This window comes from Caballeronia sp. BR00000012568055, assembly GCF_029439455.1.
Classification (GTDB): domain Bacteria; phylum Pseudomonadota; class Gammaproteobacteria; order Burkholderiales; family Burkholderiaceae; genus Caballeronia.
The window spans coordinates 140,076-153,512 of sequence record NZ_JAQFVG010000358.1 but is presented as its reverse complement, the minus strand read 5'-3'; the positions used below and the strand labels follow the sequence as shown (position 1 = coordinate 153,512).

At 61.5% G+C, this 13,437-nt stretch carries 12 protein-coding genes; 5 read left to right on the top strand and 7 right to left on the bottom strand.

The features are described from left to right. The first annotated feature begins 68 nt into the window (after positions 1 to 68). From gpmA to P7F28_RS32505, 3 genes are all read left to right on the top strand, one after another. Positions 69 to 815, top strand: a complete 747-nt coding sequence (gpmA, locus tag P7F28_RS32515) for a 2,3-diphosphoglycerate-dependent phosphoglycerate mutase (RefSeq protein WP_277189395.1) — start codon at positions 69 to 71, stop codon at positions 813 to 815. A gap of 219 nt (positions 816 to 1,034) precedes the next feature. After that, positions 1,035 to 2,615 carry a S41 family peptidase gene (locus P7F28_RS32510; RefSeq protein WP_277189394.1) on the top strand — a complete coding sequence of 527 codons (1,581 nt, stop codon included), beginning with the start codon at positions 1,035 to 1,037 and terminating at the stop codon, positions 2,613 to 2,615. An 80-nt stretch (positions 2,616 to 2,695) separates the two neighbouring features. Then, positions 2,696 to 3,451 carry a molybdopterin-synthase adenylyltransferase MoeB gene (locus P7F28_RS32505; RefSeq protein ID WP_277189393.1) on the top strand — a complete coding sequence of 252 codons (756 nt, stop codon included), beginning with the start codon at positions 2,696 to 2,698 and terminating at the stop codon, positions 3,449 to 3,451. Here the strand turns inward: P7F28_RS32505 and ptsP are convergent. The 7 genes from ptsP to P7F28_RS32470 form a co-directional block, all read right to left on the bottom strand. Then, the gene (gene ptsP, locus P7F28_RS32500) at positions 3,437 to 5,197 is read right to left on the bottom strand and encodes a phosphoenolpyruvate--protein phosphotransferase (RefSeq protein ID WP_277189392.1); all 1,761 of its coding nucleotides are present in this window, start codon (positions 5,195 to 5,197) and stop codon (positions 3,437 to 3,439) included. The two genes, P7F28_RS32505 and ptsP, sit on opposite strands and share 15 nt — an antisense overlap. Positions 5,198 to 5,369: 172 nt before the next feature. Beyond that, a complete protein-coding gene (locus P7F28_RS32495) occupies positions 5,370 to 5,639 on the bottom strand; it encodes an HPr family phosphocarrier protein (RefSeq protein WP_277189390.1) in 270 nt (89 codons plus the stop codon). Between the two features lie 36 nt (positions 5,640 to 5,675). Beyond that, positions 5,676 to 6,170 (bottom strand): PTS sugar transporter subunit IIA, encoded by a 495-nt coding sequence (locus tag P7F28_RS32490; protein WP_277189389.1) that lies wholly within the window; start codon positions 6,168 to 6,170, stop codon positions 5,676 to 5,678. A gap of 258 nt (positions 6,171 to 6,428) precedes the next feature. Continuing rightward, positions 6,429 to 7,391, bottom strand: coding sequence for a glutathione synthase (gene gshB / locus P7F28_RS32485; RefSeq protein WP_277189388.1), 963 nt, complete (start codon positions 7,389 to 7,391; stop codon positions 6,429 to 6,431). 51 nt (positions 7,392 to 7,442) lie between these two features. Next, positions 7,443 to 8,732 carry a glutamate--cysteine ligase gene (gene gshA, locus P7F28_RS32480; RefSeq protein WP_277189387.1) on the bottom strand — a complete coding sequence of 430 codons (1,290 nt, stop codon included), beginning with the start codon at positions 8,730 to 8,732 and terminating at the stop codon, positions 7,443 to 7,445. A gap of 258 nt (positions 8,733 to 8,990) precedes the next feature. After that, positions 8,991 to 10,466 (bottom strand): ammonium transporter, encoded by a 1,476-nt coding sequence (locus P7F28_RS32475; protein WP_277189386.1) that lies wholly within the window; start codon positions 10,464 to 10,466, stop codon positions 8,991 to 8,993. Between the two features lie 48 nt (positions 10,467 to 10,514). Further along, on the bottom strand, positions 10,515 to 10,853 hold the full coding sequence (locus P7F28_RS32470; protein ID WP_014190273.1) for a P-II family nitrogen regulator: 339 nt from the start codon (positions 10,851 to 10,853) through the stop codon (positions 10,515 to 10,517). 406 nt (positions 10,854 to 11,259) lie between these two features. Between P7F28_RS32470 and P7F28_RS32465 the strand changes: the two genes are divergently transcribed. Next, positions 11,260 to 11,532 carry an accessory factor UbiK family protein gene (locus tag P7F28_RS32465; protein ID WP_277189382.1) on the top strand — a complete coding sequence of 91 codons (273 nt, stop codon included), beginning with the start codon at positions 11,260 to 11,262 and terminating at the stop codon, positions 11,530 to 11,532. Positions 11,533 to 11,636: 104 nt separating this feature from the next. Next, the gene (locus tag P7F28_RS32460; RefSeq protein WP_277189381.1) at positions 11,637 to 13,181 is read left to right on the top strand and encodes a YifB family Mg chelatase-like AAA ATPase; all 1,545 of its coding nucleotides are present in this window, start codon (positions 11,637 to 11,639) and stop codon (positions 13,179 to 13,181) included. The last annotated feature ends 256 nt before the right edge of the window (positions 13,182 to 13,437 follow it).

Here is a 13,437-nt window from a genome sequence, read left to right as displayed (position 1 = left end):
CAGATATTGGCAGGATTCCAGGGCGTCTTTCGGCGTGCAATGCTTTCCAACTGACCGACCTATCAATCATGTACAAGCTCGTGCTCATCCGCCACGGCGAATCGACGTGGAACAAGGAAAACCGGTTCACCGGCTGGGTCGATGTCGACCTCACCGAGCAAGGCAACCGCGAAGCGCGCCAGGCAGGCGTGCTGCTGAAGGAAGCCGGCTACGCATTCGACATCGCCTACACGTCCGTGCTCAAGCGCGCCATCCGCACGCTCTGGCACGTTCAGGACGAAATGGACCAGATGTACATTCCGGTCGTGCATTCGTGGCGTCTGAACGAACGCCATTACGGCGCGCTCGCCGGTCTCAACAAGGCCGAAACCGCCAAGAAGTACGGCGACGATCAGGTTCTCGTCTGGCGCCGCAGCTACGACACGCCGCCGCCCTCGCTCGACCCGTCGGACGAACGCGCGTCCTTCAACGACCCGCGTTACGCCAAGGTGCCGCGCGAGCAGTTGCCGCTGACCGAATGCCTGAAAGACACGGTCGCGCGCGTGCTGCCCATCTGGAACGAATCGATCGCGCCGGCCATCAAGGCGGGCAAACAGGTCGTGATTTCGGCGCATGGCAACTCCATCCGCGCGCTGGTCAAGTATCTCGACGATATTTCGGACGCCGATATCGTCGGTCTGAATATCCCGAACGGCGTGCCGCTCGTCTATGAACTGGACGAGAACCTCAAGCCCATCAAGCACTACTATCTGGGCGATGCCGATGCAATCGCGGCTGCGCAAGCCGCCGTCGCCAAGCAAGGCAAAGCAGGCTGATCTCGCTGCTGAATGATTGCCCGCAGTCGGGCAATGCGTCAGGCGATTGCGCCAAGTGGCGCTCGCCTGACGCCATGCCGTCGATATCGACAGAAACGGACATTGCCGGGCGTGAATTGCTCAGGCATTTAAGTTGCGTTTAAGTCGCCAATTAAGGTGAACGGTTATACTGGCCCGTCACCTACGATGCCGTCCATTCGATTCCGACCGCACCACTCTATGCGAAAGAACCTGAAAAACTTCGGCCTGGTCGCCGCAGGCGTTGCTGCCGGCGCACTCGCTACCTTGCAGATTTCCGCATCCGCACAGCAAGCCGCCTCAACGCCGTTGCCGCTAGACCAGCTACGGCTGTTCGCTGAAGTCTTCGGGCAAATCAAACACGAATACGTCGAACCGGTCGATGATAAAAAGCTCCTCACCGCCGCCATCAAAGGCATGGTGTCGAGCCTCGATCCGCACTCGTCGTATCTCGACAAGACCGATTACGAAGAACTGCAAGAGCAAACCAAGGGCCGCTTTGCGGGTCTCGGTATTGAAATTTCTTCCGAAGACGGCCTGATCAAAGTCATTTCGCCGATTGAAGACACGCCCGCGTTCCGCGCCGGTATCCGTCCGGGCGATCTGATCACGCGCATCAACGACAAGCCGGTTCGCGGCATGACGCTCGACAAGGCCGTCAAGCAGATGCGCGGCGAGCCGGGCACCAAGGTCACGCTGACCATCTTCCGCAAGAGCGACGACCGCACCTTCCCGCTGACCGTCACGCGCGCCGTGATCAAGGTTCAGTCGGTGAAGATGAAGGTGCCGGAGCCAGGTTACGGCTATATCCGCATCACCAGCTTCCAGGAGCGCACGGTGCCGGATCTCGCGTCGAAGCTGCAAGACCTCGCGCGCCAGCAACCGAATCTGAAGGGCCTCGTGCTCGACCTGCGTAACAACGGCGGCGGTCTGCTGCAAAGCGCGGTCGGTGTGGCGGGCGCGTTCCTGCCGGATAACTCGGTGGTGGTATCGACGAACGGCCAGATTGCGGACGCGAAGCAGACGTTCCGCGACACCTACGACAACTATCGCCTGCCGTCTTTCGACTCCGATCCGCTCAAGGGCGTGCCGGAAATCTTCAAGAAGGTGCCGATGGTCGTGCTGACCAACGCTTACTCGGCGTCGGCATCGGAGATTGTGGCGGGTGCATTGCAGGATCATCATCGCGCGTTGATCGTCGGCAAGACGACGTTCGGCAAGGGCTCGGTGCAGACCGTCCGTCCGATGACCGCGGATTCCGCGCTGCGTCTGACCACGGCGTACTACTACACGCCGAGCGGCAAGTCGATTCAGAACCAGGGCGTGCGCCCCGACGTGCCGGTCGATCAATACGCCGACGGCGATCCGGACGACGCACTCGTCACGCGCGAAGTGGATTACTCCAACCACCTCGCCAACACGCAGGATCCGAACGAGAAGAAGGAACAGGAACAGCGCGAAGCCGATCGCCTGGAACAGTTGCGGATTCTCGAAGAGCAGAACGACAAGAAGACGCCCGAGCAGCGCCGCAAGGATCGCGAGCGCAAGCCGGTCGAGTTCGGCACCAACGACGACTTCATGCTCCAGCAGGCTTTGAACAAGCTGGAAGGCAAGCCGGTCGTCGAGTCGAAGTCGTACGCGGAGCGCAAGCTGGCGCAGAACAAGCCGGCGCGTTCGGCATCGGCACCGGTGGTTGCGGCGCCTGCGCTGCCTGCCACGCCGGGTTCGGCTCCGGCTTCGGGCGCGGAACCGGCTTCATCGCCGACTGCGCAGACGAAGTAAGGCGTTTTCGCTGCTTCGCGGTAGTATCGGAAGGCTTCGCGGATTGATCGTCGCGGAGCCTTTTTCTTTGGCATCACGATATGAACGACGACCAACTTCTCCGCTATTCCCGCCACATTCTCGTCGATGAAATCGGTATCGAAGCGCAGCAGCGCTTTCTCGATGCCCACGCGATCATCATCGGCGCGGGCGGTCTGGGCGCGCCTGCCGCGATGTATCTTGCGGCGGCGGGCATCGGAAAGATCACGCTGGTCGATGCGGATGTGGTCGATCTCACCAATCTGCAACGACAGATCGTGCATGCGACTTCATCGGTCGGTCAGCCGAAAGTGGAATCGGCACGGACGACGTTGAACGCGTTGAATCCGGATGTTGTGGTCGAAGCCGTCAACAGGCGCGCCGACGCGAAATGGCTCGATGAAAACGTCCCGCAAGCCTCGGTCGTGCTCGATTGCAGCGATAACTTCGCCACGCGTCATGCCATCAACGCCGCGTGCGTCGCGCATAAAATGCCGTTGGTTTCCGGCGCTGCGCTGCGTTTCGACGGCCAAATCAGCACCTTCGATTTCCGCAGCGCCGAATCGCCGTGCTACGCGTGCGTGTTCCCGCCCGATCAGGAATTCGAAGAAATCGCCTGCTCGACGATGGGCGTGTTTGCGCCGACCGTCGGCATCATCGGTGCGATGCAGGCGGCCGAAGCGCTGCGCGTGATCGGCGGCTTCGGCGAAACGCTCGCGGGCCGCCTGATGATGCTCGACTCGCTGCGCATGGAATGGAACACGATGAAGATCGCGCGGCAGAAAGACTGCGCGATCTGCGCTTCACACCTTCTGTAACGCAGCCAGCGCGGCCTGCAACTCGTTCGGCTCGTAAGCCGCGAGCACATCCGCGACGGGCTTTTCGAACGCCTTCAGATTCGAGCGCAGAATCTCCTGCTTCACGACCAGCAACTGGCTCGGGTGCATCGAAAATTCGGTCAGACCGAGGCCGAGCAACAAGCGCGTGACGGTCGGATCGCCGGCCATTTCGCCGCATACGGAAACCGGCACGCCCGCGCGCTTCGCCTCGCGCAACGTGTACGCGATCAGGTTCAACACCGCGGGATGCAGCGGATCGTAGAGATGCGCGACGGCGTTGTCCGCGCGATCGATCGCCAGCGTGTACTGGATCAAATCGTTCGTGCCGATCGACAGAAAATCCAGACGCGACAGGAATAGCCGCACGGCAATCGCCGCTGCCGGAATCTCGATCATCGCGCCGACCTGCACCTTCGGATCGTAGGCGATACCGGCATCGTCCAATTGGCGCTTGGCTTCCTGAATCAAGTCGAGCGTCTGATCGATTTCCTGCGCGTGCGCGAGCATCGGAATCAGAATCTTGGTCGGACCGAACGCCGATGCGCGCAGAATCGCGCGCAGTTGCGTCATGAACATCTGCGGTTCGGACAGGCTCCAGCGGATCGCGCGCAGACCGAGCGCGGGGTTCGGCGCGGTTTCGTAACCATCGGCGGCGGTCATGGAATCGAGCGGCTTGTCCGCACCGACATCGATCGTGCGGATGGTCACCGGCTTGCCGTTCATCAGCTCGATCGCGCGCTTATATGCTTCGAACTGCTCCTCTTCTTCGGGCAACTGATCTTTGTGGTTCATGAAGAGGAATTCCGTGCGGAACAGGCCGACGCCCATCGCGCCCGCTTCCACGGCGACTTGCGCATCTTCCGGCAATTCGATATTCGCGCACAGTTCGATCTTCGTGCCGCACAGCGTTTGCGTGGGCGAGAACTTGAGGCGTTGCAGCTTGCGCTGTTCCAGCAGCTTTTCGCTCTGCCGATACGAATACTCTTCGAGCACGATCGGCGCGGGATCGACGATCACGATCCCGTGGTCGCCATCGACGATGATCAGATCGTTCTGCCGGATCAGCACGCTCGCCTGCTGCACGCCGACCGTGGCCGGAATGCCGAGACTGCGCGCGACGATCGCCGTATGCGACGTGCGACCGCCGAGGTCCGTCACAAAGCCCTTGAACGCCTGCGTCTTGAACTGAAGCATGTCGGCCGGCGCGATATCGTGCGCGACGACAATCATCTCGTTATGGCCGTTGCTCGCGGCCGTATGCGCCACCAAGGACGCGGTCGTCGGCGCGCCCGCCAGCGCCTTCAGCAAACGCTCGACGACCTGCTCCACGTCCGCTTTGCGCTCGCGCAGATATTCGTCTTCGATTTCATCGAAATAGCCGCCGAGAATTTCGAGCTGCTCGGTCAGCGCCCATTCCACGTTGTAGCGCCGCGTACGAATCAGATCGATGGTTTCCTGCACGAGCATGGCGTCGTTCAGGATCATCGTATGAACGTTAATGAACGCGCTCATTTCGCTGGGCGCGTCGGCGGAGAGGTCTTCGCGCAGCGTTTCGAGTTCGGCGAGCACGGTTGCCTGCGCAGCGTGGAAACGCGCGATTTCAGCGTCGATCTGATCCGGTTCGATCAGATAATGCGCGACATCGAGCGCCGCCGGCGCGATCAGATACGCGCGCCCGATGGCGATGCCGCGTGAGACGGGAATTCCGTGCAGCGTGAAGGACACGCGCTTCTCCTTATTCGATTTCTACGCGGCCGGCGTTGGCCCCGAAAGCCGCGCGATCATTATAAGTTCGAACGTTTGCGGAGTCGCGGAAGGCGGGGTCGGATTTGCTCCGGACATGAAAAAGCCGCGTAGAAACGCGGCTTTCCAGGAAACTGACGATACACCGAAGCGCTTACTGCCCTTCTCCGAACTTGTCGGCGATCAGCGCGAGAATGGCCTGCATGGCCTCGGCTTCATCGGAACCTTCGGTCTCAATCGTCACCGTGCTGCCGATACCCGCCGCCAGCATCATCACGCCCATGATGCTTTTCGCGTTGATCCGGCGGCCGTTGCGGCTCATCCAGATTTCGCATTGATAGTTGCCTGCCAGTTGCGTGAGCTTCGCGGATGCGCGTGCGTGAAGCCCCAGCTTATTAACGATCGTTGTTTCCTGTTGCAGCATGATGCTCCGGTCAGGCAAGTTGAGAATTGAGCGACGTCAGTGGCTGGCGGCCTTGGCAGTGGCCAGTTCCGGCGTCACCGGACAGGCGGCGACCGCATCGGGCGAACTGGCCGCCTTGTTGGCCAACGCGCATGGATTGAGCGGCGTCGATGAATCGAGTTCCTGGATGCCCTTGGTGCCGCCTTGCAGGATTTTTTCGGTGAGCGTGTCGAGCGGCGTGGTGCGGTAACACACGGCGCGCACGAGCATCGGAAGATTGCAGCCGGCGAGTACGCGCACGTTGGCGTCGTACAGGCTCGCGGCAATATTGCCGGGCGTGGCGCCGAACACGTCGGTCAGCACGATTGCGCCGTTCTCTTCCCTCAGACGATCGATTTCGGAGCGCGCAAACGCACGCACCTCGACCGGATCGCAGTCCGGCGTCACGTCGATAACACCAATACGCGCGGGCAAGCCGCCGTAAATATGTGCGATGCAGTCGCGAAGCGCGGTTGCGAGCGGTGCATGCGCAATGATCAGAATGCCAGCCATGTCAGGATTGCTGCCTCTCTAGCGACAGAAATGTCGAAGATCGCTCGAAAGCGCGCGAGCGGCGCGGGACGATATCCTTATGAGTCTCAGATGGTTCTCAACCCGAGACTTTCAACCGACCTGAATTCAGCTTGCGCCCGGATTCTTAATCACGGATGAAAGCGAAAGCAGGTGTTCGCGCCCTGTTATTTGTTGCAGCGCGAGACCGATTGTAACAGTCCCTGCCACGACCGTTTTGTGCGCGCGCTTCAGTTTCCGTCAGTGCTTGCCGGCAGCTTGTTCCAGCGCATCGACGAACATACCGGCGACATCGAAACCGGTCTGATCCATGATTTCACGGAAGCACGTCGGGCTGGTCACGTTCACTTCGGTGAGATAGTCGCCGATCGCGTCCAGTCCCGCGAGCAGCAGACCGCGCGACTGAAGCACCGGCCCGAGCGTCTCGGCGATTTCGCGATCATGCGCCGACAGCGGCTGCGCTCGCCCAAGACCGCCCGCCGCGAGATTGCCGCGCACTTCGCTGCCTTGCGGAATCCGCGCGAGCGAATACGGCACCGGACGGCCGCCGATCACCAGAATGCGCTTGTCGCCATCGACGATTTCGGGGATGAAGCGCTGGGCCATCACCGAACGCGCGCCATTCTCCGACAACATTTCGACGATCGAACCGAGGTTCATGCCGTCCGCCTTGACGCGGAACACGCCCATGCCGCCCATGCCGTCGAGCGGCTTCAGGATCACATCGCCGTGTTCGGCGTGGAAGGCTCGCAGACGCGCTGCATCGCGCGTGACGAGCGTCGGCACGACGTATTGCGGCCATTCGGCGATGGCGAGCTTTTCGGAGTGATCGCGGATTGCCTGCGGCTTGTTGAAGACTTTCGCGCCCGCGCGTTCGGCCATTTCGAGCAGCCACGTCGAATTGACGTATTCCATGTCGAAGGGCGGGTCCTTGCGCATCAGAATGGCGTCGAAATCGGTGAGTTTCTTGTACTCGGCTTGCTCGGCCGCGTACCACGGCGAGCGATCGCTGTTGGCCAGATCCCCGACGATCGTGATGCGCCGCGCGCTCGCCTCCACGCCGCCGCCCGTCCACGCGAGATGATGCGGCTCGCAGGCGTAGAGCGTGTGGCCGCGCCGGAAGGCTTCGGCCATCATCGTGTAGGTGGTGTCCTTGTAGATCTTGAAATGATCCAGAGGATCGGCGATGAAGAGGATGTCCATGTGCGTTTGCTAGTTGATGCGCGGGTTGCGAGCTTACCGCAGACCGCGCGATCACACCTGAATGGCTTCCGGATCGGTCCGTTCCAGTTCCACCGATGCCGCCAGCAGCCCCAGCCGCGCCACCACGCCGTACATGTAGAAGCGATTCGGCGGCGCCGCGCCGGGTTTGGCGTGCGTGTCCGGCAACGCGGTATGTTCGAAGCCCAGCGGCACGAAGTGCATGCCGGGCGCGTTGAGGTTCTGATCGCGTTCGCGCGAGTCGTGCACGCGATAGAAACCGCCGACGACGTATCGATCGATCATGTACACGACTGGCTCGGCCGTCGCGTTCTCCACGCGCTCGAAGGTATGCACGCCTTCCTGCACGATCACATCGTGCACTTCCAGCCCTTCCTTCGCGTCGTTCATCTTCGTGCGTTCGCGCTTGGTGAGCGCGGCGACTTCGCTGGCATCGTGCACGGTCATGACGCCCTTGCCATACGTGCCCGCATCCGCCTTGATGACGACATACGGCTTCTCGCTGATTCCATACTCGCGATACTTCTTCGCGATCTTCTTCAGCACGCCATCGATGGCATCGGTCAATTCCTGCTCGCCGGTGCGCGCTTCGTAATCCACGCCTTCGACATGCGCGAAGTACGGATTCACCATCCACGGATCGATCTCGACCAGCTTGGCGAACTTCTTGGCGATCTCGTCATAGCAGGAGAAATGCGTGGACTTGCGACGCACGGCCCAACCCGCGTGCAGCGGCGGAAGAATGTATTGCTCGTGCAGGTTCTCGAGCACGGGCGGAATGCCCGCCGACAAATCGTTGTTCAGCAGGATCGAGCACGGATCGAAATTCTTCAATCCGAGCCGCCGATGCGAACGCTCCAGCGGTTCCAGCACGATCTTCTGGCCGTCCGCGAGCGGAATGGTCACCGGTCCATGGATGTTTTCATCGAGCGTGCCGAAACGGACGTTCAAGCCCGCCTGACGCATGATCAGCGCGAGGCGCGCGACGTTTTCCAGATAGAACGCGTTGCGCGTATGCCGTTCGGGAATGACCAGCAGGTTCTTCGCGTCCGGACAAATCTTTTCGATCGATGCCATCGCCGCCTGCACGGCCAGCGGCAGCACTTCCTGCGGCAGATTGTTGAAGCCGCCGGGGAACAGGTTCGTATCGACGGGCGCGAGTTTGGACCCCGCGTTACGCAGATCGACGGAACAGTAGAACGGCGGCGTGTGCTCCTGCCATTCGAGCCGGAACCACCGCTCGATGGCGGGCGTGGCTTCGAGAATTTTCCGCTCGAGATCGAGCAGCGGGCCACTCAACGCCGTAACTAAATGCGGGACCATTGATTACTCGCGATCGGGGGAGAAAAGATTGTAGAGCAATTGCTTTGCCTAATTGGGTATGAACCGGTGATTACCAAGGGTTTCCGGGCCTGGCTTCCGCACACGTTGGACGAAACCACGACGCACGCGCTACGGACGAAAAAAAACCCGCCATTGAGGCGGGCCAAGTCGCTGCGCTCGTTCCGTGAACAGCGGACCTGTGCCGGTCCGCGTGCTGCAACTTGCTCGCCGCGCCGATCGATCGACGCGGCAGTTTCATCATTCGACGTGCTCGCCGTGCAGCGTGACGTCCAGACCTTCGCGCTCCTCTTCTTCCGTGACGCGCAGACCCATGACCATGTCGATGACCTTCAGCAGCACGAAGCTGACGACGCCCGAGTACACCAGCGTCACGAGCACGCCCTTCGCCTGCACCAGCACGCTGCCGTCGAAGCCACCGATATCCTTCACCGCGAACACGCCCGTCAGCAGCGCGCCGAGGATACCGCCCACGCCGTGCACGCCGAACGCGTCGAGCGAATCGTCGTAGCCGAACTTGTGCTTGAGCCACGTGGCCGACCAGAAGCAGACCACGCCCGCCACGATGCCGATCACGATCGCGCCCGTCACGCCGACGAAGCCCGAAGCCGGCGTCACTGCCACCAGACCGGCCACCGCGCCCGAGATGATGCCGAGCACCGAAGGCTTGCCCTTCGAAATCCACTCCGCGAACATCCAGCCGAAAGCGGCGAAGGCGGTTGCGATCTGCGTGGTAAGCATCGCGAAGCCGGCGCGGCCGTCTGCTGCGACTGCCGAACCCGCGTTGAAACCGAACCAGCCCACCCACAGCATCGATGCACCGATCAGCGAGAGCACGAGATTGTGCGGGGCCATCACTTCACGGCCATAGCCGACGCGCTTGCCGAGCACCAGACAGCACATCAGACCCGCGATACCCGCGTTGATGTGAACCACCGTGCCGCCTGCGAAGTCGAGCACGCCAGCAGAAGCCAGCCAGCCGGTCGGTTCCCAGACCATGTGCGCGATCGGCGAGTAGACGATCAGCGACCACAGCGCCATGAACACCAGCATCGCCGAGAACTTCATGCGGTCAGCGAACGCGCCGGTGATAAGCGCCGGAGTGATGATCGCGAACGTGAGCTGGAAGGCGAAGTAGACCGACTCGGGAATCGTCGTGGCCAGATGGCTGACGGTGAGCGTGGTCGCCTTGTCGCCCTTGATATAGGCCATGCCGTGCAGGAACACACGCGAGAAGCCGCCGATAAACGACCCGCCCGGCGTGAACGCGATGCTGTAGCCCACCACGGTCCAGAGGATCGTCACCAGACAGCAGATCGCGAAGCTCTGCATGACGGTGGCGAGCACGTTCTTCTTGCGGACCATGCCGGCGTAGAACAGCGCCAGACCGGGGATGGTCATGAACAGCACGAGTGCGACGGAGGTCAGCATCCAGGCGGTATCGCCCGAGCTGATCTTGGACGAATCGACCATGACCGGCTCGGTCGGTGCGGCGGGTGCGGCATCGGATGCGCCCGAAGCGGCGGCCGCCGCCGAAGCTGCATCAGCCGATGAAGCCATCGCCGTATTGGCGCTGGCCGGTGCACTTGCGGCGGAATCGGAGGCCGCGGGTGCCGAGGCGGCGGCCGGAGCGGACGCGTCCTGGGCGAGAGCGGTGCCGACATTCGCGCCGACCAGCGCGCCCGCCACCAACAGTGACATCAAAAAGTTGCGCATTCTTCTGGTTCCTCTTGTCGCTTGTTTCTTACGTCGAAATTGATGTTGTTAGAGTGCGTCGGCGCCGGTCTCGCCGGTGCGGATGCGAATGACCTGCTCGATAGCGGTGACGAAAATCTTGCCGTCGCCGATCTTGCCCGTGCGTGCGGCACGTTCCACGGCCTCGATCGCCTGATCGACGATATCGTCCGAAACGGCTGCTTCGATCTTCACTTTCGGCAGGAAATCGACGACGTATTCCGCGCCGCGATAAAGCTCCGTGTGACCTTTCTGGCGGCCGAAGCCTTTCACCTCGGTCACCGTGATGCCCGACACGCCGATCGCCGATAAGGCTTCGCGCGCTTCGTCGAGCTTGAACGGCTTGATGATTGCGGTAATGAGCTTCATGTATCCCTCGCTGTGGGTGTCTCAGATCCTTCGTCCGTTCTGCGGGGCCGCTCGGAGAAGCGTGCAGATTTGGTCCGCGCCTCTTATGCAACTCGTATGCCATGCTAATGTTTTCGCGGGTTTGCGGGATTTCGTGAAACTCGGCTGCAAAGGGTCGGCCGAATGGCTAATGCCCGGTCCGCCCGCTGGCGCGGCTTGGGCTTCGTTGCTAGAGTGGTCGCCGAGTCCCGCAAAAAGGGGCAAGGGCGGAAATCGCCAGGGCGGCGCGAGCTTAAAATCGCGACGCCTGAAAGGTGCTTCGAAGTGCGCAGACAGTCTTTCGTTACGCACCAAAATCGATCATTCGATAATTCGGGGCACTGACCTAACAATGAACGCACTAAATTTGTGCAAGAAGGGAGCAACGATGAAACAGCCCAACGACGTTTTCAACGATCTGCAGCAGAAAATGAGCGAGTTTTTCCAGAATTCGCCGGCTAAAGACGTCGAAAAGAATATGAAGGCGATGCTCGCGCAGGGCTTTTCCAAGCTCGATCTGGTCACGCGCGAAGAATTCGATACGCAGACGCAAGTCCTCGTACGCACGCGTGCGCGGCTGGAAGAGCTGGAAAAGCGCGTTGCGCAGCTCGAGCAGAAGCTGGGCGCGTCCGGCTCGGGTTCGTCGCAGTCGCAAGACTGAGCGTTCCGCTTCTTGCGTAGAAACCTCGGCGAGCGAGCCGTGACGTTCTAGTTCTATTACCGGCGCGTGGCTAGTTTGGCCGTCGCGCCGATTCGGGTGAAATCATGTCGCTTGCCGTGGTGCGCAGCCGCGCGCCCGCCCCTGGGCGCGCGCCGGAAGTTGTCGTCGAAGTTCATCTCTCAAACGGGTTGCCGTCGTTTTCCATCGTCGGATTGCCCGATCTCGAAGTCCGCGAAAGCCGTGAGCGCGTGCGCGCCGCGTTGCAGAACTGCGGCTTCGATTTTCCCGTCAGTCGTATCACCGTCAATCTCGCGCCTGCCGATCTGCCCAAAGAAACTGGCCGATTCGACTTGCCGATTGCGCTCGGCATTCTGGCGGCGAGCGGCCAGATTCCGGCTGAATCGCTGGAGCATCGGGAGTTTGCGGGCGAGTTGTCGCTGACGGGCGCGCTGCGTCCCATGCGCGGCGCGTTCGCAATGGTCTGCGGTGCAGCCCGCCAGTTCTTGTCGATGCCCGACGCGCGTGTGCCCGAGGTCTACGTGCCGCTGGCGAGTGCAGCGGAAGCGGCGCTGGTGCCGGGCATCGATGTGTTCGGCGCGGCGGATTTGCCATCGCTTTGCGCGCATCTGAACGGCGTGCCCGATGCGCGCCTCAGACCGGTGCAAGCCGTCGAAACGCTGGACGTTGCGACGAGCGCGCCATCGCCCGATTTATCCGATGTGATCGGTCAGGCGGCGGCGCGTCGCGCACTCGAAGTCGCGGCGGCGGGCGGTCATCACTTGCTGATGATGGGTCCGCCCGGCGCGGGAAAGTCCATGCTCGCATCGCGCTTGCCCGGACTTTTGCCGCCGATGACCGACGACGAAGCGCTTTCCTCCGCCGCGATTCTTTCGGCCAGCGCGATCGGCTTTACGCCTGCGCAGTGGCGTCGAAGGCCGTTCCGCGCGCCGCATCATTCGTCGAGTTCGGCGGCGCTGGTCGGCGGGCGCAATCCGCCGCAACCGGGCGAAATCACCTTGGCGCATCTGGGCGTTTTGTTTCTCGATGAGCTTCCCGAGTTCGATCGAAAAGTGCTCGAAACGCTGCGCGAGCCGCTCGAAGCGGGCCGCATCACGATCTCGCGCGCCGCGCAGCAAGCCGATTTCCCCGCGTCTTGCCAGTTGATCGCGGCGATGAACCCATGCCCGTGCGGCTGGCACGGCGATCCGAGTGGCCGATGCCGCTGCTCACCGGACATCGCCACGCGATATCTGCGCAAGCTCTCTGGTCCGCTAATGGATCGCATCGATATGCAGATCGAACTGCCTGCGCTCTCGCCCGCCGAGTTATCCGCCCGCGATGCACCGCGCGGCGAATCGAGCGCGATGGTCGCAGAACGCGTGGCCGTGGCGCGCGACATCCAACTGCGTCGCCAAGGCAAAACCAATCGCGAACTCGATGGCCGCGAAGCCGACGATGTCTGCAGTCTCGACTCGCACGGCGAAGCATTCCTGCGCGCCGCCGGCGAACGATTCGGCTGGTCGGCGCGCGCGCACTATCGCGTGCTGAAGGTCATCCGCACGATCGCGGATTTGGCGGGCACAGACGCGCCGAGCGCTGCTCACGTGGCAGAGGGCATCCAATATCGGCGCGCGTTATCGATTGCTTGAGAAAGCGAAATCAATTGGGTCTGCGCAATGCTCTGGTGAAAAATTGCCTGTCAAGTCTTGACTTATGCACACCAACGCGATCCGGATCGGATTTTCGTCGTAACTAACCAATCGTTTGCGCCTTTTTTACAGACCATTGATTTTATTGAACTATTTAACTTGCCACGAAGAAAGGCAATTTAAGGTAAACCGCATGGATCGGGCTTTTGAGGGTCGGCGCACACTCTTTTCCACACAGTTATCCACAGACATTGTG